This window comes from Thalassolituus pacificus, from assembly GCF_025318105.1.
GTDB lineage: Bacteria > Pseudomonadota > Gammaproteobacteria > Pseudomonadales > Oceanobacteraceae > Venatoribacter > Venatoribacter pacificus.
In genome coordinates, this window is record NZ_JAOANI010000014.1 from 407,400 (window position 1) to 432,771 (window position 25,372).

At 53.8% G+C, this 25,372-nt stretch carries 25 protein-coding genes and 1 riboswitch; of the genes, 16 read left to right on the forward strand and 9 right to left on the reverse strand.

Annotated features, from left to right (window positions below; translation table 11 throughout):
• Positions 1–357 precede the first annotated feature (357 nt).
• Positions 358–1,194 (forward strand): prephenate dehydratase, encoded by an 837-nt coding sequence (locus NYR02_RS06655; RefSeq protein ID WP_260975583.1) that lies wholly within the window; start codon positions 358–360, stop codon positions 1,192–1,194.
• 9 nt (positions 1,195–1,203) lie between these two features.
• On the opposite strand, the gene NYR02_RS06660 is transcribed toward NYR02_RS06655, so the two are convergent.
• From NYR02_RS06660 to NYR02_RS06690, 7 genes are all read right to left on the reverse strand, one after another.
• Complete coding sequence (locus NYR02_RS06660; protein WP_260975584.1) at positions 1,204–2,862, reverse strand: alpha-amylase family glycosyl hydrolase; 1,659 nt, start codon at positions 2,860–2,862, stop codon at positions 1,204–1,206.
• A gap of 98 nt (positions 2,863–2,960) precedes the next feature.
• The gene (locus NYR02_RS06665) at positions 2,961–5,735 is read right to left on the reverse strand and encodes a hybrid sensor histidine kinase/response regulator (protein WP_260975585.1); all 2,775 of its coding nucleotides are present in this window, start codon (positions 5,733–5,735) and stop codon (positions 2,961–2,963) included.
• Positions 5,698–6,711, reverse strand: a complete 1,014-nt coding sequence (locus tag NYR02_RS06670; protein WP_260975586.1) for an AraC family transcriptional regulator — start codon at positions 6,709–6,711, stop codon at positions 5,698–5,700. Before NYR02_RS06670 ends, NYR02_RS06665 begins: the two co-directional genes overlap by 38 nt.
• Positions 6,712–6,819: 108 nt before the next feature.
• Positions 6,820–7,788, reverse strand: coding sequence for a GGDEF domain-containing protein (locus NYR02_RS06675; RefSeq protein ID WP_260975587.1), 969 nt, complete (start codon positions 7,786–7,788; stop codon positions 6,820–6,822).
• Positions 7,789–7,791: 3 nt separating this feature from the next.
• Entirely contained in the window at positions 7,792–8,412 is a 621-nt protein-coding gene (locus NYR02_RS06680) for a histidine kinase (protein ID WP_260975588.1), read from the reverse strand.
• 1 nt (position 8,413) lies between these two features.
• Entirely contained in the window at positions 8,414–8,788 is a 375-nt protein-coding gene (locus NYR02_RS06685) for a response regulator (RefSeq protein ID WP_260975589.1), read from the reverse strand.
• Between the two features lie 142 nt (positions 8,789–8,930).
• Positions 8,931–9,734 carry an acyl-CoA thioesterase gene (locus NYR02_RS06690; protein ID WP_260975590.1) on the reverse strand — a complete coding sequence of 268 codons (804 nt, stop codon included), beginning with the start codon at positions 9,732–9,734 and terminating at the stop codon, positions 8,931–8,933.
• A gap of 268 nt (positions 9,735–10,002) precedes the next feature.
• Here NYR02_RS06690 and NYR02_RS06695 point away from each other — a divergent pair, with 268 nt between their 5' ends.
• From NYR02_RS06695 to NYR02_RS06745, 11 genes are all read left to right on the forward strand, one after another.
• Entirely contained in the window at positions 10,003–10,497 is a 495-nt protein-coding gene (locus NYR02_RS06695) for a PaaI family thioesterase (protein ID WP_260975591.1), read from the forward strand.
• Entirely contained in the window at positions 10,494–10,928 is a 435-nt protein-coding gene (locus tag NYR02_RS06700) for a PaaI family thioesterase (protein WP_260975592.1), read from the forward strand. The genes NYR02_RS06695 and NYR02_RS06700 overlap by 4 nt, the downstream gene beginning before the upstream one ends.
• Before the next feature lie 125 nt (positions 10,929–11,053).
• Positions 11,054–11,185, forward strand: a riboswitch (TPP riboswitch).
• Between the two features lie 155 nt (positions 11,186–11,340).
• The gene (thiC, locus tag NYR02_RS06705) at positions 11,341–13,245 is read left to right on the forward strand and encodes a phosphomethylpyrimidine synthase ThiC (protein ID WP_270049518.1); all 1,905 of its coding nucleotides are present in this window, start codon (positions 11,341–11,343) and stop codon (positions 13,243–13,245) included.
• Complete coding sequence (locus NYR02_RS06710) at positions 13,242–14,384, forward strand: FAD-dependent oxidoreductase (RefSeq protein ID WP_260975593.1); 1,143 nt, start codon at positions 13,242–13,244, stop codon at positions 14,382–14,384. The genes thiC and NYR02_RS06710 overlap by 4 nt, the downstream gene beginning before the upstream one ends.
• On the forward strand, positions 14,375–14,608 hold the full coding sequence (gene thiS / locus NYR02_RS06715) for a MoaD/ThiS family protein (protein WP_260975594.1): 234 nt from the start codon (positions 14,375–14,377) through the stop codon (positions 14,606–14,608). The genes NYR02_RS06710 and thiS overlap by 10 nt, the downstream gene beginning before the upstream one ends.
• 20 nt (positions 14,609–14,628) lie before the next feature.
• Complete coding sequence (locus NYR02_RS06720; RefSeq protein ID WP_260975595.1) at positions 14,629–15,486, forward strand: thiazole synthase; 858 nt, start codon at positions 14,629–14,631, stop codon at positions 15,484–15,486.
• Positions 15,483–17,126: a bifunctional hydroxymethylpyrimidine kinase/phosphomethylpyrimidine kinase gene (locus NYR02_RS06725; protein WP_260975596.1), complete on the forward strand. Its 1,644-nt coding sequence runs from the start codon at positions 15,483–15,485 to the stop codon at positions 17,124–17,126. Before NYR02_RS06720 ends, NYR02_RS06725 begins: the two co-directional genes overlap by 4 nt.
• 40 nt (positions 17,127–17,166) lie before the next feature.
• Positions 17,167–19,068, forward strand: coding sequence for a molecular chaperone HtpG (htpG, locus tag NYR02_RS06730; RefSeq protein ID WP_260975597.1), 1,902 nt, complete (start codon positions 17,167–17,169; stop codon positions 19,066–19,068).
• Between the two features lie 205 nt (positions 19,069–19,273).
• Positions 19,274–19,846 carry a YfaZ family protein gene (locus tag NYR02_RS06735; protein ID WP_260975598.1) on the forward strand — a complete coding sequence of 191 codons (573 nt, stop codon included), beginning with the start codon at positions 19,274–19,276 and terminating at the stop codon, positions 19,844–19,846.
• Positions 19,847–19,879: 33 nt separating this feature from the next.
• A complete protein-coding gene (locus NYR02_RS06740) occupies positions 19,880–20,359 on the forward strand; it encodes a DUF6586 family protein (RefSeq protein WP_260975599.1) in 480 nt (159 codons plus the stop codon).
• Positions 20,360–20,480: 121 nt separating this feature from the next.
• Positions 20,481–20,732, forward strand: a complete 252-nt coding sequence (locus NYR02_RS06745) for a hypothetical protein (protein WP_145470427.1) — start codon at positions 20,481–20,483, stop codon at positions 20,730–20,732.
• Positions 20,733–20,855: 123 nt separating this feature from the next.
• Here the strand turns inward: NYR02_RS06745 and NYR02_RS06750 are convergent, their stop codons facing one another.
• Entirely contained in the window at positions 20,856–21,302 is a 447-nt protein-coding gene (locus NYR02_RS06750) for a cell division inhibitor SulA (RefSeq protein ID WP_260975600.1), read from the reverse strand.
• Positions 21,303–21,334: 32 nt separating this feature from the next.
• Positions 21,335–21,934, reverse strand: coding sequence for a transcriptional repressor LexA (gene lexA, locus NYR02_RS06755; RefSeq protein ID WP_260975601.1), 600 nt, complete (start codon positions 21,932–21,934; stop codon positions 21,335–21,337).
• A gap of 276 nt (positions 21,935–22,210) precedes the next feature.
• Between lexA and NYR02_RS06760 the strand changes: the two genes are divergently transcribed.
• From NYR02_RS06760 to NYR02_RS06775, 4 genes are read left to right on the forward strand one after another with little or no spacing between them, the layout of a single operon-like run.
• Positions 22,211–22,855 carry a TetR/AcrR family transcriptional regulator gene (locus tag NYR02_RS06760; RefSeq protein WP_260975602.1) on the forward strand — a complete coding sequence of 215 codons (645 nt, stop codon included), beginning with the start codon at positions 22,211–22,213 and terminating at the stop codon, positions 22,853–22,855.
• Positions 22,856–22,914: 59 nt separating this feature from the next.
• Positions 22,915–23,463, forward strand: coding sequence for a L,D-transpeptidase family protein (locus NYR02_RS06765; RefSeq protein WP_420864299.1), 549 nt, complete (start codon positions 22,915–22,917; stop codon positions 23,461–23,463).
• Positions 23,448–24,500 carry a beta-N-acetylhexosaminidase gene (gene nagZ, locus NYR02_RS06770; protein ID WP_260975604.1) on the forward strand — a complete coding sequence of 351 codons (1,053 nt, stop codon included), beginning with the start codon at positions 23,448–23,450 and terminating at the stop codon, positions 24,498–24,500. The genes NYR02_RS06765 and nagZ overlap by 16 nt, the downstream gene beginning before the upstream one ends.
• A 53-nt stretch (positions 24,501–24,553) precedes the next feature.
• A complete protein-coding gene (locus tag NYR02_RS06775) occupies positions 24,554–25,300 on the forward strand; it encodes an S-methyl-5'-thioinosine phosphorylase (protein WP_260975605.1) in 747 nt (248 codons plus the stop codon).
• Positions 25,301–25,372 lie beyond the last annotated feature (72 nt).

Below are 25,372 nucleotides of genomic sequence, written 5' to 3' on the forward strand. Positions count from 1 at the left end.
TGCCTTAACTAATGGTAGAGCAGATACATCAATGAGACAGAGCAGACATTGTGCCAGTTGCGGGCTTCTGCTTATTTTCCCCGGCCTGTCGCAGCCGGCAGCCGTGGCTGGTACTGGTTTTTATCGCATCTGTGGCTGTGCGGCGACACGATAAGCCGCGATACAATGTGCCAGACTCTACAGAGACAGTGATAATGAATGCTTCAATTTGGTGCGCTTATCGCGGGTATTTTTTCTGTGCATCATGCTGGTGCAATAATCACTGCTGTAATAACAGGGCCGTGCGATAATCCACGGTTTTTCAACGGCTCAGGCCGTGACATCGATGTATTCATAACCCCTTGAAAGGAGAGAACCATGCAGCCAAAAGTTGCCTATCAGGGCACCGCCGGTGCGTACTCGCACCTTGCCTGTTGTAAGGTATTTCCTGACTGGGAAGCCGTTGCCTGTGATGATTTTCAGACGGCGCTTGAATTAGTCGCTTCAGGCTTCGCTGACCGCGCCATGATTCCGTTGGAAAACTCAACCGCCGGGCGGGTTGAAGAAATTTACCGGTTGATCCCTAAAACCTCGCTGTTTGTGATTGCCGAACATTTTGAACCGGTTAATCACTGTCTGCTGGCGTTGCCGGGGGTGAATCTCAGCGATATTGAAGAAGTGGCATCTCATCCGCAGGCGTTGGCTCAATGTCATCAGCGCATTGTTAATCTTGGTATGAAAGCCGTTGCGGCGGTAGATACCGCCATGGAAGCGCGTAATCTGAGTCAGGGTCAAAACCGCAGTCGCGGGGCGATTGCCTCGGCGTTGGCCGCCGAGTTGTATGGCCTGAATGTGGTGCACGATAACTTTCAGGATGTGATCGGTAATACCACCCGTTTTCTGGTGTTCAGTCGTGAACAGGAACACTTACAGGCCGAGGCGGGGATGGATTACATCACCAGCATTCTGTTCTCGGTACGAAATATTCCGGCAGCGCTGTATAAGGCGCTCGGTGGCTTTGCAACCAATGGGGTGAACCTGCTGAAGTTAGAGAGCTATATGGATGGTGGCACCATGGAGGCCAGTCATTTTCACGTCGATATCCAGGGCCACCCGCAACAGCACAATATGATGCTGGCGCTGGAAGAACTGGAGTACTTTGCCCGGGAAATGCGCATATTAGGCAGTTATCCGGCGCACGATTACCGCGTTTAAGGCGAACATTCAGACATACACTTTCAGCGGATAATCGGCCTGTAATTGCAGCACCAGAGCCTGCAGTGGCTGCAGTTGCAGTTGTCCGCGATGAAAGACCAGTGCGCCATGCGGGTCCTGAGTATCTGCGTCTTGATGCAGGCTATTCAGCAGACAGCTGGCCAGTGCCTGCGGATGCAGACTGGTTAATTGCGGCTGTCTGGAAAAATTCAGCAGAATTAATAACCGTTCCCCGGCGCTGGCATTAATGGCGCTGCGTTCGTAGGCCAGAACATTGTCCGGTGCCTGCAATAAACGCAGATTACCCTGATTGAGCGCGGGCATTTTTTTCCGCAGCCAGATCAGCTTTTTATACCAGCTCAGCAGGCTGTCCGGGTCGTGATGTTGATGCGCAACACTGTGCGCAGGGAGGGGCTCATCCGGCAGCCAGCTGCGGCCCTGAGTAAACGTGTTCACCGGAGCATCCCACATCATCGGCCGGCGACAGCCATCGCGTCCGGGGTGCAGCGGCCAGTAGCGGATGCCCACCGGATCTTTAAGGTCACGGCGTTTAACGCCTTGCTCAGGCATGCCGGTTTCTTCGCCATAATATAAAAACGGTGTGCCGCGTAAGGTCAGTAATAGTGTTGCCAGTACTTTAAGACGCGCCAGTGTGTGCTTGCCGTCGCGGTAGCGGCTGGCGTGGCGGCGGAAGTCATGGTTGCTTAAGGTGTAATTGGGCCAGTTTTCATCGCCTAATACATCCACCCATTTTTTAATAATGGCGTGGAAAGCGGCCGCTTTAAACGGTGCGCGCAGAAATTCAAAATTAAAGGCCAGATGCAGCTCGTCATTCTGACCATAATAACTGGCCGGTAAATCACTGTTGCCGGCTTCGGCGAGCATAATTTCACCCACCATCATGCGTTGCGGAAAGGTATCCACCCAGCGTCGCATGTCATGCAGCAGGCTGTGCATTTCCGGCTGATCACGGTCGAATATGTGGCGCTGACGATCGTAAGGCCGCGCCAGTCTGAACCAGTCGGTTGGGTTATTACGCAACCGGGCATCTTTGTAATACAGATTCACCACATCCAGACGGAAACCATCCACTCCTTTATTCAGCCAGAATTCCATAATTTCGCGTACGGCTTGTTTAACCGCCGGATTGCGCCAGTTAAGATCCGGTTGTTGCGGCAAAAAAGAGTGGTAGTACCAGGCGTTACGCTGCGGATTAAACGTCCAGCCACGACCACCAAAGCAGCCGAGCCAGTTATTGGGAGGCTGTTCGCCCTGATGCCAGATATACCAGTCGGCTTTATCCGACCCCGGCGTGCAGCTTTGCTGAAACCAGGGGTGTTGATCCGATGTGTGGTTGACGACCAGATCAAGAATAATACGGATATTGCGCTGGTGCGCCTGCTGCAGTAATTCGTCAAATGTTTCCATGCTGCCAAATACAGGATCGATGGCGCAGTAATCGCTGATGTCGTAGCCAAAATCGTGCATCGGTGAGGGAAAAAATGGCGACAACCAGATGGCGTCGATGCCGAGAGAATCCGGGGTGCCATCGTTCAGATAATCCAGGCGCTGAATCAGACCGCGCATATCGCCAATGCCGTCAGCGTTGCTGTCCTGAAAGCTGCGCGGATAAATCTGATAAAACACTCCCTGTTGCCACCAGTTCATACCGGCTCCTGTGATCGCTGAGGGCGCAATTATTAAGGGCAGTTTGTGACAGGGTTATGAAGCGCGCGCGTATTAACCGGTTCAAGTCAAGGCTGTGTTCAGGATGGTGGTGTCTGCAGCCAGCGCTGGCATAACTGCCGCAGCTGTTGCTGACGGATGGGTTTGCTGAGGAAATCATCAAAGCCATTGTTCATGGCCTTTTCGCGGTATTCCGGTAGTGCGTGGGCGGTGATGGCAATAACAGGAACCCGTTTGCCTGAAGCGGATAACTGTTCACTTTCACGAAGTAACAGAGTGGCCGTAAAGCCATCCATTAGCGGCATTTCACAATCCATTAAAATAAGATCCGGGCGCTGCGTCTCAGACATTGCTTGCCAGGCTTCAGTGATACTTTGGCCATCATTGAACAGTTCGTACTGCAGGTCGAGGTGACGCAACATACCGGCAATCACTTTTTGATTAACCGGGTTATCTTCAGCAACCCAGACGCGGTAGTCGCCTGATAATAAAGACGGCACATGGTGGCTGTTACCGTACAGGGCTCCCTGGCCATTCAGGCGGCGCACAATGCTGGATGTTTTCAGTGGCCGGACAAGCTGACGCCAGGGTTCAAGACCCGGCATATTTTTATCGCACAGATAAATAATATGTTGTTCATGCGGATTGTGCAGATGGCTGCAGGGCTGATCGCTGAACACTAAATCGGCCGTTTTTTGCTCGGTTGGCTGAAAGCCAAGCTCGCGCATAAACCGAGTGGCAAGCTCGCGCTCTTCCGGGTTGCTCAACTGAATATGAACGCTGCCTGTGGTAATGGTTTCCAGATTCAGCGGATTGGAGGGCTGGCAGCCGGGCAGGGTAAGCATAAACTCGCTGCCTTCACCTGTACGGCTGCGGACGCTGATATCTCCCCCCAGCAGAGTGGTTAATTGTTTGCAGATGCTCAGCCCAAGCCCTGTACCACCATAATGACGCGAAGTGGATATATCGGCCTGACTGAAATGCTCAAATAACCGTGACTGATACTCCTCGCTGATACCGATGCCGGTATCTTTAATACAGAGCCGCATTGTTCCAGCGGAAAAACGCAGGTCCAGAGTAATACTGCCGTTATCGGTAAATTTAACGGCATTACTGAGCAGGTTGTTGATGATCTGTCGCAGGCGTGTGGGGTCGGTGTTAATGGTCTGATACAACGGCAGATGCAAATAAGCCAGCAATGTCAGACCTTTTTCTTGCGCCTGCCGGGTGTAAAGTGTCAGGCAATCGCTGACCAGTTCATGTAAGGCAACGTCCTGCATTTCCAGCTGCAGTTTGCCGGAATTCATTTTCGATAAATCCAGAATATCGTTCAGGATGGTCAGCAGGGATTCACCCGAGGTATTAATCGTTTCCAGATAACGCTGCTGCTGCAGATCAAGAGGGGTTTGCCCTAATAATTGCACCATGCCCAACACGCCATTCAGTGGCGTGCGGATTTCATGGCTCATCATGGCCAGAAACGCCGACTTTGCCTGATTTTCTGACTCTGTCTGCTTACGTTGCAGTTCTGCTTCCTGCATGCGGTAACGTGAGCGCAGAGTTTCGCGCTGTGCTTCGGTCATTTGTTCCAAGGTTAATTTATGTTGCCGGCGCTCTTCATAAAAACGCAGCGCAATGGCCATGCTATGAGTGCAGACTAAAAGTATTGAGCCAATGTGTGATGAGTACTCGATCCAGGGGGTGATGGGTAAAAACCCTTCCTTGCTCATGCTGTGAATAATCACGCCAAGCAATAAAGTCAGCCAGCCTGCGGCATAAAATAAGCCGGATAGCGTCCGCTGGAGCGCGACGCTGATACCGATCACCAGGCTGAGAAAACCAATAAAAATGGTACTGGTCATGGTTACTTTTACGGCCAGCTGATAGTCAATAAAAAAGCTGGCTGTCAGCGTCAGTAATGGCAGGTAAAAGTCTATCTGGTTGATTCTGTGCAGACGCGGGTGATGTTGTTTCAGGCGCAGAAAACGCTGCGCAAACAACGCCGAAAAAATGCACGCTGCGGATACACAAAGAATGGTTAAACGCTCTTGCAGCCATAAACCGTCAGGCCATACATACTCAAAACCAAACCCGCTTAACGATACATAAAACATCAGATAAGCCAGCATAAAGCAGACAAAATAAACGATGTATTTTTCGCGGGTGGTGATCGCAATAAAAAGATTGAAGACGATGATGGCTGCAATAAAGCCGATGTACAGTCCCGCCCATATATAGTCATCGGTGTTTTCTGCCTCCTGCTCATCCCGGAGCCAGAAGGCAACAGGAACCTGCATCGATCCCTGACTTTGCGCACGAATATAAATATCGTAATGACCGGCGTATTTCAGATGCAAAGGAATATGAAAATTGCGGTGACGTATCGGACGGCTGCTAAACGGCAAGGCATCGCCAAATTGCTCTTGCTGTAGGGTTCGTTGATCAAACTGAATATACAGATCAACCAGATCCAGCAGTGGAAATTCAATACTTAATCGCCATTGGTCGCTGGCTTCAGGCAGGTGGATTTGCACATGAAACCAGTAGGCGTCGGCGGATAAACCAAAATTGGGTATCGTATCAGGGTGTGGCTGCCAGTTTGGCTGAAGAGCCAGCAACTCATGCAATGCCAGCGGATGATTGCTGGTTTCGCGCCAGTATTGTAACTCGCTGCCGAGTGTCCGGCCGGAATCCTGAGGGGTTAACGTCCAGCGATCCGTTTCTGCAGTAGACGCTGAGGGAGTGAGCAATAAACACAGCAGTAAGAGTAAAGCCCGGATCAGCCGCTCGCGGGCTGCTGCCGGAAAAATACCGGAATCAGCGGCGGATGCCCTGTTGTTGGCTGCGGTAATCACCCGGTGTCAGTCCCATCCATTTTTTGAAAGCGCGGTGGAATGTGCTGGTTTCGGTATATCCCAGGTACTCGGCAATCTCACGGATGCTGGTATCCTGCTGTGCCAGTCGCAGGCTGGCTTCTTCCAGCCGGCACTCATCTTTCAGCTTCTGAAACGATGTCTGTTCATCGAATAAACGTCTTCTCAGTGTAGCACCGGAAACTCCCAGCTGAGTGGCGCTGTGCGCCAGATCCGGCAGGCAGGCGATATCATAACGGCGGAACAGCTGGCGTAACTTACCGGTCATGCTTTCGTGCGGGTTCGGCCGGGCGAGAAAATCGGCCGGGGAGTGATTCAGGAAAGCCCGCAGAGAAGCCGCCGTTTGGCTGACAGGCAGGGTAAGAACGCGGCTGGGGATCAGCAGATAGGTGCTGTCTTCATTAAATTTAACCGGCGTGGCGAATAAATTCTGATACAGCACAGCATGCGCGGGTGGTGGGTAGCAGCAACCCACCGACAGCAATGGTATGCCCTGGCCCACCAACCAGCTGCTCAGGCGATGCCAGATAGCCAGCAGCGATTCGCTGAGAAAATGGTCCGGATCGCAGCTCATGTCGTGTTCTATCTGAATGCGCGACAGTTGCGGGCCATGAATCACACGGATATTAGGAGCCCCATCAAACAAGGCGTAAAAGCGCCGGGCCCGATGCAGGGCGTGTTCCAGCGACGAACAACTGATGATGGCTTTGCACATCATAGCAAAGGTGCCGGAATGGCTGCGCACCGGTGCCAGTCCCATTAATTCGTCATCACTGTGCGCCCAGAGTACCGCCATCAGGCTGGCATAATCGTTGGCATTAATTTGCCCGTCCGGGTTATTCAGAATGGCTGGATCAAGCCCGGCTGCAGCCCACAGATGGTGTGGATTCAGTCCCAGCCCGGCAGCACCGCGCAGAGGAGCATCAATAAAAGGGCGGGGTATCCAGTGACTCGACATGCCTGAAACTCACAGTATCCGGCCGGAGTGGCCGGGTGTGATTTTGTTGTTATTGATCAGGAATAGCAAGGATGGCTGAGCATATCTGTCAGCCTCGGGAGGGTGATTTCAGTGCGCTTTGGGCTGGAAGACCGTGGTTTTGTTGCGGCCACTTTCTTTGGCATGGTACAGCGCTTTGTCTGCAGCCTGCAGCCAATCCTGCGCCGTAGTAAAGCTTTTCTGGTAGCGTGCAATACCCAGACTGGCGGTGGCGCGAATGCTTTGCTGACCGTATTTGATTTCCATCCGTTCGATCATTTTGCGCACCCGCTCGGCAAAGATAACGGCTTCATCTTCATCGGTATCCACCAGTAATGCGGCAAATACTTCGCCACCATAACGGCAAATCTGATCGGTCTGGCGCAAAGTCTGGCGCAATCCTTCGGACACCGAGCGCAGCACCTGATCACCGGCCTGATGGCCGTGATGGCCGTTAATCGAGCGGAAGTCATCCAGATCAAACATCACCAGTGTGCTGGGCAGTACCGAACGCTGACAGCGCAAAAACTCACGATCCAGCTCTTTCAGCCAGTAACCCCGGCTGGTCAGTTCGGTGAGCTGATCGGTACGGTTAAATTCACTCAGAGTCTGATTGGCCGACATCACATCTTCGCGACTGACGGCAATATCGGTGACGTCATAAATAATCACACAGATATGATCAACGCTGCGGTTAATGGATTCCAGCGGGATAATGCTGGTGTTCTGGTACATAACCGACGCGCGACCGGTAATTGGCCGGTAGTTTTTAAAGCGGAATAAATACGGGCGCTGCTCCCAGATGGTAAAGGTACGGGTTTTCAGCTGATAAACCGGTTCCGCTTTTTTCATAAACCAGTCTTTGGGAATCTCGCTGAATAAATCAAACAGATTTTCCCCTTTGGCTTTTTGCGGACTTAAGCCGCTGTGGCTTTCCATAAAACCATTCCACAGCTGGATATTGTACTGCCGGTCGAGTACCACCAGGCCAACATCAATATTCTGCAGAATATCCATCAGCCAGTGGATGTCACCAAATTCAATGTTTGAATCCGTCATACGTTAATCCAGCAGGTAATTAATTTTGTTGTTCAGTTTTCCGACCGAATCTTCGGTAAACAGCAGCAGCAGGTCGCAGTCGATATTCACATGCTCGATGGTGTAGTGAATTTCAATGGCCAGTGTTTTCGTCCATTGATGATTGCCACTTTTTAAAATGTCGTCGACTTTACAATGCTGCCCAAGCACCACCGGGTGGCCCTGATTAAAGTGAATTTCCAGTTGCTCGCCAATGCCCTGAATACAGGCGCCGATTAACAGGGAGCTGACGTCCATCAGTAATTCCAGCTCGCCATAGCGGTCGAGTTCGCCGCCGTAGTTCATCAGTGCTGCCAGATCTGAGAAGCTGGTATCGTTAAACAGCAGCAGCGCTTCACCAGCAATGCCCGAGCCAATAAAGCCCTGGCATACGGCTGACATGGCAGAATCGGTTTCTGCATCCTGAATAGCCATATGCAGGTCGCTGGATTCGATCAGGTTAACTTTAGGAATGGGCAATACCACATACACGTCGAGCAGTCGTGCCAGCCGGTCAGCGGCCTGACCCATCGCTACGTTGGTCAGTTCCTGATAGCAGTCACGCTGGTCTTCGTTCAGCGATACTTCCGTCGATGTCACTGTCATATTATGCCCCTGTCAGAATGCCGTATTCAGTCAGCACTTCGCGGGCTTTTTCGGCATCAATTGGCTTTTTAATAAAAGCCATTGCGCCGAGTTTTTTGACCCGATCCTGAGCGTCAGGCTGGATGTCGCCGGATACGACAATCACCATGGCGGGCAGGTCTTCCTTGCGGATGGTTTCGAGTACACCGTAGCCATCCAGGTTGGGCATCGTCAGGTCGAGAAAAACCACTTCGCCTTTTCCTTCGCGGATGGCCTGTACGCCTTCCACGCCATCACCGGCAAAATGAATGTCCACTTCCCATTCTTTTGGGATCGCCCGTGCCATTTGCTTACGGGCAAAACTTGAGTCGTCGCAGATCAGAACGTTGGTAGCCATAGCTGTCATCAGCAGAAAAATTGATGACTAAGTAATAGTTGCCCGCTGCTTATTGAGCAACTAATCGGAAGGAATAGAGGGAAGAAAGTGCTGTTGCAGCCTGATAGTCAGACAAAGGTATCAGGCTGCCGTAAGAACGGCCTCAGCGTTTATCGTAAACCACAACCAACTGGCGGCTCAGCGCCAGCAGCACACCGTTGGCGGTATAAATTCGCGCTTCGGTATGGCCATAGCCATCGTGTGCCTGGCGGATATCCGCCTCGTACCAGAGCCAGTCACTGCCGCCCGGTAACTGCGGCAGCTGGCTCAGCGGTGTCACCATTTCGACGCTCCAGGTTACGCTGGCACAAGGTGCCGGACTTTTCAGCTTCTGCAGCAGAGTTGGCGGCCAGGCATCAATCAGCGCCACCAGATGGGCATTGCTCAGCGCGCGTTCACCATCGTTAAAACGCATCCAGCCCCGGATAACATTGTGTTTGCTGTTGGTGAAGGGCAGGCCGCCGTCAACGTAGGTAAAGTTAATGTGCTGGGTAAATTCCGGTGTCAGTCCTTTAATAAATGGCATGGCCTGGCCCGATCCTGGCTGGCCGCACTCAACGGCAGGAAGAGAAACCCGAATATCGGATTCCCGTTCGCGGCCAAAACAGGCATTAACCAGCGTAGTGACCTGATCCTGCTGTACGGTCTGGCCCTGATAATGAGCAATGGATTTACCGGCCCGTACGCTGTGACTGCTGAGCGTAAAAGGCTCGCCGGTATTGAGCGGGCCGCAGAAGCTGACATTCAGTGAGCGCAGAATTTGCCCGGCATCGAGTCCTTGTTCTATACGGTGCAGAATCAGTGCCGCGGAAAGGCCGCCAAAGGTGGTGCGGCCCTGTCCCCAGCTGGGGTGGATTTCCAGCGTATCCTGCTGATTAACCTGTTGCAGATAATCGTCAAAATTCATACATCAATTCCGTGGTTACTGGTCACAAATGTCTTATGGCTGAGCGCAACACCTTAGCACGGGAGGCAACGGCAATCGCAGAGGATTGAGGCATCCGCGCGCAGAATGTCAGAGTTATGAACGATTTGGTCAATCGCTGTCGGCGAAGCGGTCATTGCCAAAATCCGCGTTTGCGGTATAACGGGCGCCCTTTGCGCCGGTCAGGCCATTTCCTGATAGAATTCACGGTGCCTGTCTGGCTGTCACATTCACCCTCAGTGGAGATTTTATGAGCTTATCGGTTAAAACACGGGCCGAGCGTTTTGTCGCCACCCTGCGTCATTGTCAGGTGCTGGGGCTGACGGTGGAAAGTGCACAGGACAATGTGCTGATTATGCGTTTGCCCTACAGCGAACAGATTGTGGGCAACCCGGTCACCGGCACCGTGCATGGCGGCAGCCTGACCACGCTGATGGATACCGCCTGTGGTACGGCGGTGTTCTCCTCGCTGCCGGGGTTTGAGTTGTGCCCGACACTGGATCTGCGCATGGACTACATGAAAGCGGCAACGCCAAACCGCGATCTGTTTGCCGAAGCACGGGTAACGCGCGTGGCCAGTTCGGTGGTGTTTACCGAGTGCGAAGTCTTTCAGGGCGAAGAGCGCGATCTGGTCGCCAAGTGCGCGGCCACTTTTATGCGCATTGGCGAGAACATGACACCGCCGGAATTCCGTGCCCTGATTGAGCACGGCGATGATGTAACGACCACAGGAGCCGCACAATGAGTTTTGAAACCGTGCTGCAACAGGCGCAGCAGAGCGGTAATTTTCAGCCGCTGGTGGATGGTATTCCCTATGCCAATTTAATTGGCCTGAAATTTCAGCGTTTTGGTCAGGATGTGCTGTTTCATCTGCCGGCTAACGAAGACAATATCGGCAATCCGATTTTACCGGCCATTCATGGCGGCGTGATCGGCGGCTTTATGGAACTGGCGGCGTCACTGCATCTGATGATGACCATGGATACTGCCGCATTACCGAAAATGATCGATTTCTCCCTCGATTATCTGCGTGCCGGGCGTCATCAGGATACCTTTGCTGAATGTCAGGTCTGGCGTCAGGGCTCGCGCGTTGCCAACGTCGCCATTACCGCCTGGCAGACTGAGCGCACCAGCCCGGTTGCCACAGCCCGCGCGCATTTTCTGCTGGCGCGTTAATGCCCGGCTGTTTCACTTACGGCGGCTTTTCTGACCGCCGTTGATGCCTGCCCGGCGCGGATGTTTTGCATAAATAACCCGCCGGGTGTCTTGTCCGCGTAGTCTTCTCTGCCGTACACTCTGTGCCGATTCTGTCGGGGTGCCTCAGGATGTTCAGCGTGCTGAAACATCAAAGAGGTTGAGATCGCAATGTGTTTGCGGATCCCGTTGAACCTGATCTGGTTAGTGCCAGCGTAGGGAACAGAAAAGCGGGTTTTTCGCGGCTGTCGCCGATTTCTTAAACCCCGGTCAGTCACCGTTTACGGTGTGGGCTGTCAGTATTTTGCTGCTGCCTGTGATCATCTTTTTCTTTTCTTCGCTGCCTGCCGTTATTTTTCTTCCGTCGTCTGCGACGGCTAAAAAGGTATTGAGCATGGGCAAAAACAATTCAGCGCATACATCGTTAAGCGAACAGATGCGTGTTGACGAACTCTCTCTGCAGCCATTTCCGGCTTCCGGAAAATTCTATGTGCAAGGCAGCCGTGCCGATTTAAAGGTCGCGCTGCGCGAAATTGCGCTGTCCGATACACAGCTGGCTAACGGTAAAACCGAAGCCAATGCGCCGCTGCGGGTATACGATACCTCCGGTCCTTATACCGACCCTGCAGCCAGTATTGATGTACGCAAGGGTCTGCAACCGCTGCGTCAGAACTGGATTAATGAACGGAGCGATACTGAGGAGCTTACCGGTTTCAGCTCCGAATATGCGCGTATCCGCGATATGAACCTGACGCTGGAAAAACTGCGCTTTGAACTTAAGCGCCGTCCGCGCCGGGCATTGCCGGGCAAAAATGTTACCCAGCTGCATTATGCGCGACAGGGCATTATTACCCCTGAAATGGAATATGTGGCCATCCGCGAAAATCTGGCCTTAAGCCGGGCGCAGCTGGATGAGGCACAAAAAAGCCAGCATCCGGGGATTAGTTTCGGCGCGTCGATTCCGGCAGAAATTACCGCGGAATTTGTCCGTTCAGAAATCGCCCGCGGGCGGGCGGTTATTCCCAATAATATTAACCACCCGGAAACCGAGCCGATGATTATCGGCCGTAATTTCCGCACCAAGGTCAATGCCAATATCGGCAATTCGGCGGTCACGTCGTCCATTGAAGAAGAAGTGGAAAAAATGGTCTGGGCCACCCGCTGGGGTGCCGATACCGTGATGGATTTATCCACCGGCGATCATATTCACGAAACCCGCGAATGGATTATCCGTAATTCACCGGTGCCTATTGGTACTGTGCCTTTGTATCAGGCGCTGGAAAAATGCAACGGCGTGGCCGAAGACCTGACCTGGGAATTATTCCGCGATACTTTAATTGAGCAGGCCGAACAGGGCGTGGATTATTTCACCATTCACGCTGGTGTGCGTCTGGCGCATGTGCCGCTGACTGCCAAACGGGTGACGGGTATTGTCAGCCGTGGTGGTTCGATCATGGCGAAATGGTGTCTGGCGCATCATAAAGAGAGTTTCCTGTACACCCATTTCGAAGACATCTGCGACATTATGAAAGCCTACGATGTCTGCTTCTCCCTCGGCGATGGTCTGCGCCCCGGCTCCATTGCCGATGCCAATGACGAAGCGCAGTTTGCCGAATTAAAAACCCTAGGTGAATTAACCAAAATCGCCTGGAAGCACGATGTGCAGACCTTTATTGAAGGTCCGGGCCATGTGCCAATGCATTTAATTAAAGAAAATATGGAGATGCAGCTCGAACATTGTGACGAAGCGCCGTTTTATACCTTAGGACCGCTGACCACCGATATTGCGCCGGGCTACGACCATATTACCTCAGGCATCGGCGCGGCGTTAATTGGCTGGTATGGCTGTGCCATGCTGTGTTACGTCACGCCGAAAGAGCACTTAGGCCTGCCTAATAAAGAGGATGTTAAACAGGGCTTAATTACCTACAAAATTGCTGCTCATGCCGCTGACTTAGCCAAGGGCCATCCGGGCGCGCAGCTGCACGATGATGCGATGTCGAAGGCGCGTTTTGAATTCCGCTGGCAGGATCAGTTCAACCTGGCCCTTGATCCCGATACGGCACGCAGTTACCACGACGAAACCCTGCCGAAAGAAGGCCATAAGCTGGCGCATTTCTGTTCTATGTGCGGGCCAAAATTCTGCTCGATGAAAATCTCGCAGGAAGTGCGCGATTTTGCTTCGGCTCAGGAGGCGGAGGACGCGCCGCAGTACGAAGAAGCGCAGCAGGGCATGGCTGAAAAAGCCGCAGAATTCCGCGCCAGCGGCAGTGCGCTCTATCAGGAGGCCGAAGCATGAGCGAGCAGCGTCGGGTTTGTATTGCCGGCGCGGGCCTGATGGGCAGCTTGCTGGCGTGGCGTCTGGCCCGTCAGGGCTTTCAGGTGGAGGTGTACGAAGCCGCCGCCGAAGATCAGCCCGCCAGTGCGGCGCACACCGCCGCGGCAATGGTCGCGCCTTACAGCGAGCGCTCGCTGGCGCATCCGGAAGTCTTTGCGCTGGGCCTGCAGTCGTTACAACTGTGGCCGCAGTTATTACCGGAGCTGCACGCCAACAGTGGCATTGCCGTGCACTATGGCCAGAGCGGCAGTCTGGTGGTGGCCCATCCGGCGGATCAGGCCGAGCTTGCGCAGTTTGCTCAGGATCTGCGTCAGGGCGGTTTATGGAATCCCGCCGATGACGGCCGTGAAAACGAAGCCGCCATTCAGCGTCTGAATCAGGCGCGGTTGCAGGACCTTGAGCCAGCACTGAATCCACAACTTGCTGAAGGTTTCTGGCTACGCCACGAAGCCTGGGTTGATAACCGTGCGTTATTACCGGCTCTGCATCAGGCTGCCCGCAGTTTTGGCGCGCGCTTTTATTTTTCAACAGCGCTGAACGATTTCCCGCCTTACGCCGCCATTAAACTTGATTGTCGTGGGTTGGGCGCCAAATCCGCTTTGCCACAGCTGCGTGGCGTACGCGGTGAGGTGTTATGGATTGAAAGCCAGGAGGTGCAGATTTCGCGGCCGATACGGTTGCTGCATCCGCGCTATCACCTCTATCTGGTGCCGAAAGGACGACACCGTTATGTGCTGGGCGCGACCGAAATCGAAAGCGAAGACCGCTCGCCGGTCAGTGTGCGCTCGGCGCTGGAAATGCTCAGTGCGCTCTATTGTCTGAGTCCGGCACTGGCCGAAGCGCGGATTCTGAACTTCGACGTCAACTTACGCCCGGCACTGGCCGATCATCGTCCGCAGATCCTTGCTCAGGATGATGGGGTGCTCAGTATTAATGGTCTGTTCCGTCACGGTTATCTGCTGGCGCCGGCGCTGCTGCAGCGTCTGCAACAGCAGCATGGCTTAGCTCTTGGACTGGAGCCTGCGCCAACCGGGCAGTCCGCCCCCTCAAAGTCCATCCCCTCACAAGCCATCGCCTTCGGAGGTGAAGCATGCGCCTGATTATTAATGGCGAGTCCTGTGATCTGCTGGTCAGCGCAGGGCTTAGCCTGCAGCAATTGCTGCAACAGCTTGGCTATCTGCAAATACGGCCGGAGGATGCGGCTGTGAGTGGCAATTTTATTGTTGCCGTGAACCAGCAGATCGTCAGTGCAGCGCTTTATGCCACGACCGGCCTTAACGAAGATGACTGCATCGATATTCTCGGTGCCATTACCGGTGGCTGAGCAGGGTTCTGGAGAGGGATATGAATACAGAAAATAATGTTGCACCTGACGCTGGTGCCGACGTGCTGCAGATTGCCGGTGAGACCATCAGCAGCCGTTTGTGGCTGGGCTCCTCCCTGTACCCGTCACCACAAGTGATGGGTGATGCCATTGCCGCGGCAACCCCCGGATTTGTCACCGTATCGCTGCGCCGGCAGAGTGCCGCTCAGGTACAGGAGCAGGTGAGTGAACATGGCCACTGGCATCTGCTGCATCAGCAACTGGCCAGTACCGGGGCAAAGCTGCTGCCGAATACCGCCGGTTGTCTCAGTGCCCGTGAAGCGATTCTGCTGGCGCAGATGGCGCGTGAGCTGTTCGCCACCGACTGGATCAAACTTGAAGTTATCGGCGATGACTACAGCCTGCAGCCGCATCCGCTGCAGCTGGTGGAAGCGGCGCGCGAGCTGGTAGCGCAGGGGTTTAAGGTGCTGCCGTACTGCACCGACGATCTGGTGCTGTGCCAGACCCTGCTGGAGCTGGGCTGTGCGGCGGTGATGCCCTGGGGCGCTCCTATTGGCACCGGCAAAGGACTGATGAACCCGTATCAGCTGAAAACCCTGCGCGAACGTCTGCCACAGGCGGTATTGGTGGTGGATGCCGGGCTGGGTAAACCCTCCCAGGCCATGGCCGCACTGGAAATGGGCTTTGATGCCGTGCTGCTCAATACCGCAGTGGCGCGAGCTAATGATCCGGCCACAATGGCAGCGGCGTTTAAACAGGCGGTGGATGGCGGCCGGGCTGCCTATCGTGCTGGCCTGATGTGCGAGCGTGATCAGGCATCCCCCTCAACACCAACATTAGGATTGCCGTTCTGGCATCAGACCGGAGGTGGAGTATGAGCCTTATTTCAGGCCCGGTGAGCCGGGCAAAAATCTGGAGCATTGCCGCCTCCGACTGCAGTGCCGGCGCCGGCAGTCAGGCCGATTTGACCATGGCGCGGGCGCTGGATACCGATTGTGCCACGCTGATCTGCGCCATTACTGCGCAGAACAGTCAGGGCGTGCAGGCCGTTGAAGTGCTGTCGCGGGCGATGCTGGAACAGCAATGGCAGAGCCTGAAAGCCGACGGCTGGCCGCAGGCGATTAAAATCGGCTGGTTGCCACCGGGCAATCTGCTGCTGCCCTGGTTGCTGGAAAAACTGCAGGAATACGCAGGACCAGTCATCTGGGACCCGGTGCTGTCGGCATCGCAGGGCGGTTTACCTCAGGCGAACTGGCCGAAAGACGCATTACTGACGCTGTTACAGCGGGTTGATCTACTGACGCCTAACCTGGCAGAAGCACAGGCGCTGCTGGCGTTATTGCAGCCGCAGGATAATGAATATGGCCAGCTGCTGACTGACTGCGGCGCAGCTGGACATCCACATCCAGCAGTAAATTCAACTGCAACCGCCGCCGCACTGCAGGCTTTGGGCGTTAAGCATCTGCTGATTACCGGCGGCGACAGCGCTCAGGCTGGCAGTGCGGAATCTGACGAATGGATTCAGGATGCGTTCTTTGCGGCTCCTCTGAATGCTTCTGCAGACGCTTTCGGTGATCAGCTACCCGGCCCGGATTTATTGCGGGCGTTTGTATTCCGCCACCGGCGCTTACCGCTCAAGGCCCACGGCACCGGCTGTCATCTGGCCAGTGCCATTGCCTGCGGTCTGGCGCAGGGCCATACGCTGTACGATGCCCTGAGCAGAGCGGTGGCGGCGGTGCGTCTGGCAATCCGTTCAGCCAGTGAGCGCGCCAATGGTTACCACAATGCCTGGGCGCGCCCGCTGAGTGAGTCGGTGGCCGAAGATTGGCCGCAGGTCGTTCCTGTGCAACAGCGGACAACAGCTGTGCATTTTCCGCGCTTGCCGCAGCCTCTGGGGCTTTATGGGCTGGTGGATAATCTGCCGCATCTTAAACGTTTGCTGACGCTGGGCATCGACAGTCTGCAGTGGCGGGTGAAAAATCCCGCTGATGACTACAAAGCGCAGACGGCGCAAGCCATCCGTTGTGCTGCAGAGGCCTCAGTGCCTTTGTTTATTAATGACGACTGGCAGCTGGCGCTGGAATTGGGCGCTTTTGGTGTGCATCTGGGGCAGGAAGATCTGCTAACAGCGGATCTGCAGGCGCTGGCCGAAGCGGGCATTGCACTGGGTATCAGTACCCACTGCGACTGGGAAATTGCCCGCGCACGCGGCGTTAACCCGTCGTATATCGCCTTTGGCCCGGTGTTTACACCACTGTCGAAGGTGTTGCGCTATACCCCGCTGGGGCTTGAGCAGCTGAACATCTGGGTGACGCGTTTTGCTGAGCCTATTGAAGGGCAGCGGCTGACCTGTATTGGCGGGATTACCGCAGCCAATGTGGCTCCGGTGGTGGCAACCGGTATCGGCTCGGTTGCCATTGTCACCGAGCTGGCGAACGACGCCGGGTTGCCGCAACGTCTGGCCGATTTGCGTAAGTGCATGCCAGCGCTTGAAATGCTCAGTTGCGACCCCATTTAAACAACACTGTTTTTTATGGCGCGTTGTAAAGGAGACGAACATGACCGCAGCCAGCAAAGAAACCTTGGGTTTTAAAACCGAAGTTAAACAACTGCTGCATTTGATGATTCACTCTTTGTATTCCAACAAAGAGATTTTTCTGCGTGAGTTGATTTCCAACGCTTCAGACGCCTGCGACAAGCTGCGTTTTGAAGCTCTGCAGAACGATGCTCTGTTTGAAGGAAACGCAGAGTTGGGTGTGCACATCGATTTCGATACAGAAGCCCGTACTCTGACCATCGAAGATAATGGTATCGGTATGAACCGTGAAGAGGTGATCAATCACCTCGGCACCATTGCCAAATCCGGCACCGCAGAATTTCTCAGCAAACTGAGCGGTGATCAGAAGAAAGATTCGCAACTGATTGGCCAGTTCGGGGTTGGTTTTTATTCGGCCTTTATCGTTGCCGACAAAGTGACCGTAGAAACCCGCCGTGCCGGTGATGATGCCGCCGATGGTGTGTGCTGGGAATCGGCCGGTGAGGGTGAATTCACTCTGGAAAGCATCGACAAAGCCAATCGTGGTACCCGCATTACTCTGCATCTGAAAGAAGACGATGGTGAATTTGCTGACAGTTTCCGTCTGCGTTCGCTGATTAAAAAATATTCAGACCATATTGCTGTGCCGGTGTATCTGCCCCAGGAAGTCAGTGAAGATGACGCTGATGGTGAGAATAAACAGATTCCGGAAGCGGTTAACCAGGCCAAAGCGCTGTGGACGCGCAGCAAATCCGATCTGAGCGACGACGAATATAAAGAGTTTTACAAGCACGTTTCACACGACTGGAATGACCCGCTGCTGTGGTTGCACAACCGTGTGGAAGGCAAACTGGATTACACCAGCCTGCTGTATATTCCGGCCAAAGCGCCGTTCGATATCTGGAACCGCGAAGCGACCCGTGGTCTGAAGCTGTATGTGCAGCGCGTGTTTATTATGGACGACGCTGAGCAGTTCCTGCCGTTGTACCTGCGTTTTGTCAAAGGTGTGCTGGATTCCAATGATCTGTCGCTGAACGTGTCACGAGAAATTTTGCAGAAAGACAAACAGGTCGACAGCCTGCGCAGCGCCCTGGTGAAACGTGTGCTGGACTCGCTGGATAAACTGGCGAAAAACGAGCCGGAAAAATACCAGAGCTTCTGGGACGAATTTGGTGATGTGCTGAAAGAAGGTCCGGCGGAAGATTTCGCTAACCGTGAAAAAATCGCCAAACTGTTCCGCTTTGCCACCACCAAGAGTGACAGTGCGGTACAGAATGTGGGTCTGGAAGACTACATTGCGCGCATGCGTGAAGGTCAGAAAAAGATTTACTACATCACCGGCGACAACTATGCCGCGGTATCCAGCAGCCCGCACCTGGAATATTTCCGCACCAAAGGGGTTGAAGTTCTGCTGCTGACCGATCGCGTTGACGAATGGATGGTCGGTCACCTGACGGATTTCGATGGTAAAGTCTTCCAGGATGTCACCAAAGGTGAACTGGATCTGGATGAACTGGCCGATGCGGAAGAAAAAGAACAGCAAAAAGCGCTGGAAGAAACCCATAAAGATCTGGTTGAACGCGTGCAGAAGGCGTTGGATGGTGACGTTAAAAACGTCCGTGTCAGTTCCCGTCTGACCGATTCACCGGCTTGTCTGGTGGTGGGCCAATACGATATGGGTGGCCATATGCGTCGTCTGATGGAAGCTGCAGGGCAGGCGGTTCCTGAGCCTGAAACTGCGTTGGAAATTAATCCGTCGCACCCGCTGATCCAGCGTCTTGACAGTGAGCAGGACGACAGCCGTTTTGCTGAGCTGGCGCAGGTTATTTATGCGCAGGCACAGTTGGCGGAAGGCAGCCAGTTAAAGCAGCCGGCAGAATATGTCGCCCGTCTGAACAAACTGTTGCTTGATCTGATGCGTTAACAGCGACTTTTACTGGTCATAGTGTCTGTTAATCCGTGTTAACAGGCTCTGGTTGCGGCGGCCGTGGTTTAACCACTGCCGCCGCACTGCTATTATGCCGGCAAATAAAAATCAGCTGCTGTCTGTTGCTCTCTGATTATCGGGAGAACAGTGACGGATTATCCGCTCAGCAGCCGATGTTGTGATCTGATCATTGGGGAAAAATATGAAAACGTTGCGTTTGGCCGCTCAGGGATTTCTGACTGCTGGTGCTCTGGTTTTACCGACGCTGGCGCAAGCCGGAGGCTCGCTGGATATCAGCCTGGCCGATGATGTCGCCCGCGTTGCTTACGATGCCACTCAGATGGGTTCTGGTCTGCACATTAATCTGGCTGCTCTGCATCATGAGGATGACGGTGATATGGTGTCTGCCGGTCTGCATGTGGTGGATGTACGCCCATCAAGCAGCCATCTGTATATTGGTGTTGGCGCAAAATTGTTTGCCTTCACCACCGATGATTATGATGGTGCAGCGATGGGTGTGGGTGGCTTTTTCCGCTACAGCTTTCCGGCAGCTCCGGATGTCGGACTTGCTGGCTATGCTTATTACGCACCGCCGGTGGTGTCCTTCGGCGATGCTGAAAATATGATCAACAGCGATATCCGTTTGCAGTTCAGTCTGCTGCCTACGGCGCGTATTTATGCGGGTTATCGCTATAACACCATTCGTATCGAAGATATTAATGACCGCTACAAATTGGGCGATGGTGCTCACTTCGGTCTGACCATCGATTTTTAATCGGATTCTTGTTTTTCAGCCCGGGTAAGCGCTATGTCCCAGTGGATCGGTTTTACCAATCAGAAACTCTACCAATGCCGTCTGCTGTTAGCACAGCTGGCCGATGTACAGCCGGCGCCGCCGGTATTACAACAGGCGCTGGAAGAGAGTGCTTTGTATCAACTGCGTGACGCCTGGTTGTCTTATCTGGCTGAGCTGGGCGATATGGTGGCGTATCGCCAGCCGGTGCGTTCGTTAGCGGAGTTGCTGCAGCATGCGCCAATGACGACTGGCGAAATGCGTGAACTGCAACAGTTGGCGGATGATGGCTTTTCCTGGCTGGCGCAGATGCTGGCCGCTGCCGACGCACAGACCCGGCCAGCCGGTCTTAATCAGCCAGCGCAGGTGGTACAGACAATGGATGCGCCGGTTAAAATTGCACTGGTCGCAACACCTGAGTCTCCGGTAGCCGGTTGGCTGCTCGATCTGACCCGGCTGATCGACGGCCAGCGTGCTAATCGTCAGGAAAGTTGAGGCGCGACTCTGCCTGTTTACACAGAACCGTTTACTTTTTATTACTAACGGTTCTGTGTGTCTGCCAAGCTATTGAAAAGATCCTGTGATACACTCCCGCGCCCAGTTTTGAGAGGCGGTTATGGCGCGCTTTTTTGAAATCGTAGAACTTTCCAATGGCGACATCGCCCTGCGTCGTGCCGACGATCAGGACAGCGATGCGCTGGTGTGTATTCATTTTTCCGAGGATGCCAAGGCCAGCCTGCAGGCACATCATATGGATGTTGCGCGGGTGATGCTGGAAGCGGGAGTGCGCAAAGTGGGCGAACTCTCCGGCATGGAAGTCGAACGCGAAGATTTTGATACGCCGGAATATCAGCAGCGTCTGCACTGAACGCTGTTTAATCCGGTTGGCAGACTGATGCATGTTTGTCATCCGTCTGAAGCAGACATAAAAAAGCCCTGATAATCTCAGGGCTTTTTTATGTCTGCTTCATGTTGTTAAAGGGGATACCGCTCAGGGGCGACGCTGAATCAGCACCAGATGACTGCCACTCTGGTCGGCCTGCTGGCGGATAACCTGGCGTTCGCGGCTGCTCAGTTCTCCCTGCCATTCAACAATCATATGGCTGTTGCCGGCGGCGAGTACTTTGCTGCACAGCGCCAGCTGGGTATCGTTACACAGGTCGAGATGAATCACCGGTGAATGTTGCAGGCCCATGCTTTCCAGCCAGCTCTTATTCATTGGACGATGCGGGCTGAGCCACATCAGCCAGCGTTTATGTGCGTTGCACTGTGCCAGCATCGGCAGCAGGTGCATTGGTTGAATTGCGCCCCCTTCACTGACGATAACTTCCGTCAGGCTGCCGCGCAGCGCATTGCCTGCGGTTGGCGTTAATCTGCCTGGACGCTGGCTGCTGAGTGACAAACCGGCTTCTTCCATTCCGAGTAATAACTGACGCATAACAATCACCCCGAACCTGTGAACAATTACTGTTAGCTACGGCGTACGACGCCGACGTATAAACCTTCAACGGCAAATTCCGTTTCCCGTAAATCAACTTCAATCGGCTTAAAGTCGTCATTTTCCGGGTGCAGAATCACCTGATTACGCTTCTTCTCGTAGCGCTTAACCGTGACTTCGTTATCGACGCGGGCAACGATAATTTCGCCATTACGGGCGGTTTCGGCTTTGTGTACGGCAATATAGTCGCCGTCGAGAATGCCGATGTTTTTCATGCTGTCGCCCTGAACTTCGAGCAGGAAATCTGCAGAAGGGCGAAAGAAGCTGGGCGGAATTTCGCAATAATCGGCGATGTGTTCCTGCGCGAGAATAGGCTCACCGGCGGCTACACGACCAACAATGGGCAGCCCCGGATTGTGTTCTTCAACAATGCGCAGACCACGGGATGCGCCAGGCATGATTTCGATCGCACCTTTGCGGGCCAGTGCTTTTAAATGTTCTTCGGCGGCGTTAGGCGATTTAAAGCCCAGTTCGGCGGCGATTTCGGCGCGGGTGGGCGGAAATCCCGTATCTTCCAGAGAGGAACGGATGAAATCCAGTACCTGCTGTTGTCGTGCCGTGAGCTTGATCATGATGCTTATCCAGTCTGTTGATCCATACAGTATGGTGTAAATGTATACAGTATTTTATCCAGTGTAAACCCCTGTTCTTTGCTGTCTGTTTATTCCTCTGTTGCAGCCATATTTGATTCTGTATGCGGGTGGCAGGGTGGCGGTATCAGGCTTTTAGCCTTTGGCCTTATATGGGGTTGCCTAAATCTCGTTTTAAACGTATGTTTGAAACAGTTGTTTTGTACTGTCGGCGATGGCAATAAAGCCGCGACAGCGTGATAGGGCAGATGCAGGGTTATGGCACAGAAAGATACGGTAAAAAGTATCCTGAATGCGGCAGAGGAGTTGTTTTCGGAGCGCGGCTTCGCCGAAACCTCATTGCGGAATATCACCACCAAGGCGGGTGTGAATCTGGCGGCAGTGAATTATCACTTTGGCTCAAAGAAATCGTTAATTCAGGCGGTGTTTGCGCGCTTTCTGACGCCGTTTTGTGAAGATCTTGAACAGGAACTGGATGCTGTTCAGGCGCAGTTGGATGGCCATGTGCCGCAGCTACCTGGTTTATTGATGCTGCTATCGCAGACGGCGCTGCGTGCCGGGCATGACAGTCCGCGTCGCCTGGGCATTTTTATGCGTCTGCTGGGGCTGGCGTATACCCAGGGGCAGGGTCACTTACGGCGCTTTTTGCAGAAAGAGTATGGTCCGGTGTTCAAAACCTTTATGCGCCTGGTCACGGCGGCGACGCCAGAGCTGTCGGATGAAGATCGTTTCTGGCGCATTCACTTTATGTTGGGCGCGACGGTGTTTACCTTATCCGGTGCCGATTCGCTGACGGCGATGGCCGAACACGATCTGGGTAAGGGATCGGATATTGCGCAGGTTGTTGATAAATTGATACCTTTCCTCGCATCCGGTCTTAACGCTCCGCATCAGGCTGGCTGAGCGGAGCCGGGATTCCCGTTTTCCGCTTTATTTACCAACAGGCCTTTGTTATGGCGCCAATGGCTGCGCAAACACATTCTTCGCAACCCGCTACTGAGACATCCCTGATCGAAGTGTCTATTGCCGATCAGGTCTTGCGTGTTTCCAGTGCCGGTATCTGCCATCTTTATCCGGTTTCCACGGCGCTTAATGGTGCCGGCGAGCAGGAGAACTCAGGCTGCACTCCCCGAGGCTGGCATCGTATCCGTGCCTGTATTGGCGGTGCACAGCCGTTAAATACGGTATTTGTTGGCCGCCGCCCCACCGGAGAACAATATTCACCGGAGCTGGCAGCCGCACATCCGCAGCGTGACTGGATTCTCAGCCGCATTCTTTGGTTGCAGGGGCAGGAAGTGGGGGTTAATCGTCTGGGGAAAGTCGATTCGATGCGCCGCTATATCTACATACATGGCACCCCCGATTCTGAGCCGATGGGCCAGCCTTTGTCCCATGGATGTATCCGAATGCGCAATGCCGATATTGCAGAACTATTTGATCTGGTCAGCGCCGGAACGCCGGTATGGATTCAGGAACACAGCTTTTCGAGGATTCCATGCCGCAATCTGTAATGCACAACCTGAATCAACACGTGGGTGTTGTGGCCGATATTGAGGGCACAGAATTAACTGCCGCTGATCGTGAATTTCTGCAGCAGCCGGAAATTTGTGGATTAATCTTTTTTGCCCGTAATTATCAGTCGCCGCAGCAACTGAAAGCGCTGACCAGCGATATTCTCAGTCTGCGTCCCGATTTATTGTTGTGCGTGGATCAGGAAGGCGGTCGTGTGCAGCGTTTCCGCGAGGGGTTTACCCGCCTGCCGCCGATGCTGGCGCTGGAAAAAGAATCTCAGCACAACCGTGAACAGGCGCTGACTCTGGCCCATGAACTGGGCTGGCTGATGGCCGCCGAGCTGCGTAAGCAGGGAGTGCACCTGAGCTTTGCGCCAGTGCTGGATATTGAAACCGATGTATCACAGGTGATTGGTGACCGTGCCTTTGGTCACGATGCAGTCACCGTTATCGCACTGGCTTCCGCTTTTGTGCGTGGGATGAATGAAGCCGGCATGGCGGCGGTCGGAAAGCACTTTCCCGGCCATGGAGCCATTGCCGCCGATTCGCATCTGGCGTTGCCGGTTGATCCTCGTTCCCGCATCGAGCTGAACGATGATATCGAGCCTTTTCAGACATTAATGTCGGCGGGTTTATTAGCCGGTATTATGCCTGCGCATGTGATTTATCCGGCGGTCGACAGTGACAATACCGCCGGTTTTTCTGCGCAGTGGCTGCAAAATATTCTGCGTACCGAGCTGCAGTTTAACGGCGTGATTTTCAGTGATGATTTATCCATGGCCGGAGCGGCCAGTGTCGGTGGTTATGGTGAACGTGCCGCTTGTGCAATGAACGCCGGCGCCAATGCGTTGTTGGTCTGTAATGACCGGGCAGCCGCGACTGAAGTGGTTGCGGCGGTAGGCAAACAATTAAATACATCAGGATGGCAGCGTTTGAGTCTGGCGGCTTTGCAGGGGCCATTCAACCGCGCTGAGAATGATGAACAATTCAATCAGCGGCGTTCTCTCATACAGCAACAGCTGTTGAATCTGCTGTAAAAGAATGAATACAGGCCGTCGTCTGACGGTGGTTTGAATGATATTGGAATGTTATGAATTTTGAAAAAATAGCCATTATTGGTGGTACCGGTTTAACCCAGCTTGAAGGCCCAGAAATTACCGCCAGCCATGATATGAATACTGCGCTGGGAAAACCATCCGGTGCGGTACAGGAAGGTCGCTGGAGTGATAAGACCGTGCTGTTTTTAGCGCGTCACGGCCATCCGCATGCAGTGCCTCCACATAAAATTAATTACCGTGCGAATTTACTGGCATTGCAGGAGCAAGGAGCGCAGGCGATTATTGCGGTGAATGCCGTCGGTGGCATTCATCCGGCCATGCAATCCGGTGCGATCTCTGTTCCGCATCAGGTGGTGGATTACACCTGGGGGCGCGAGAGCACTTTTTTTGATGGAGAATTCCGCCCGCTGGATCATATTGACCTGACGTATCCGTACGATGAAAGCCTGCGTCAGGCGTTAATTTCTGCTGCTGCCGATATTACCTTGCCGGTGTGTGATTTTGGCGTGTATGCCGCCACTCAGGGGCCGCGCCTGGAAACCATAGCCGAAATTAATCGTCTGGAAAAAGACGGTTGTGATCTGGTGGGGATGACCGGCATGCCAGAAGCGGCTTTGGCGCGTGAGCTGGGTATTCCCTATGCCAGCGTTTGTCTGGTGGTTAATCCGGCGGCCGGTAAAAGCGAAGGCGAAATTACCATGGATGAAATCCGCGCGGTATTAAGTGGCGGTATGCAGCAGGTACGTGATTTGCTGGCGGCGACGCTGAAGCGGATTTAAATAGTTAGTTTTTTGCTGAAGCTGACAAATAAAAGCCCGGAAATTCCGGGCTTTTTGTTGTTTGTTTATTTT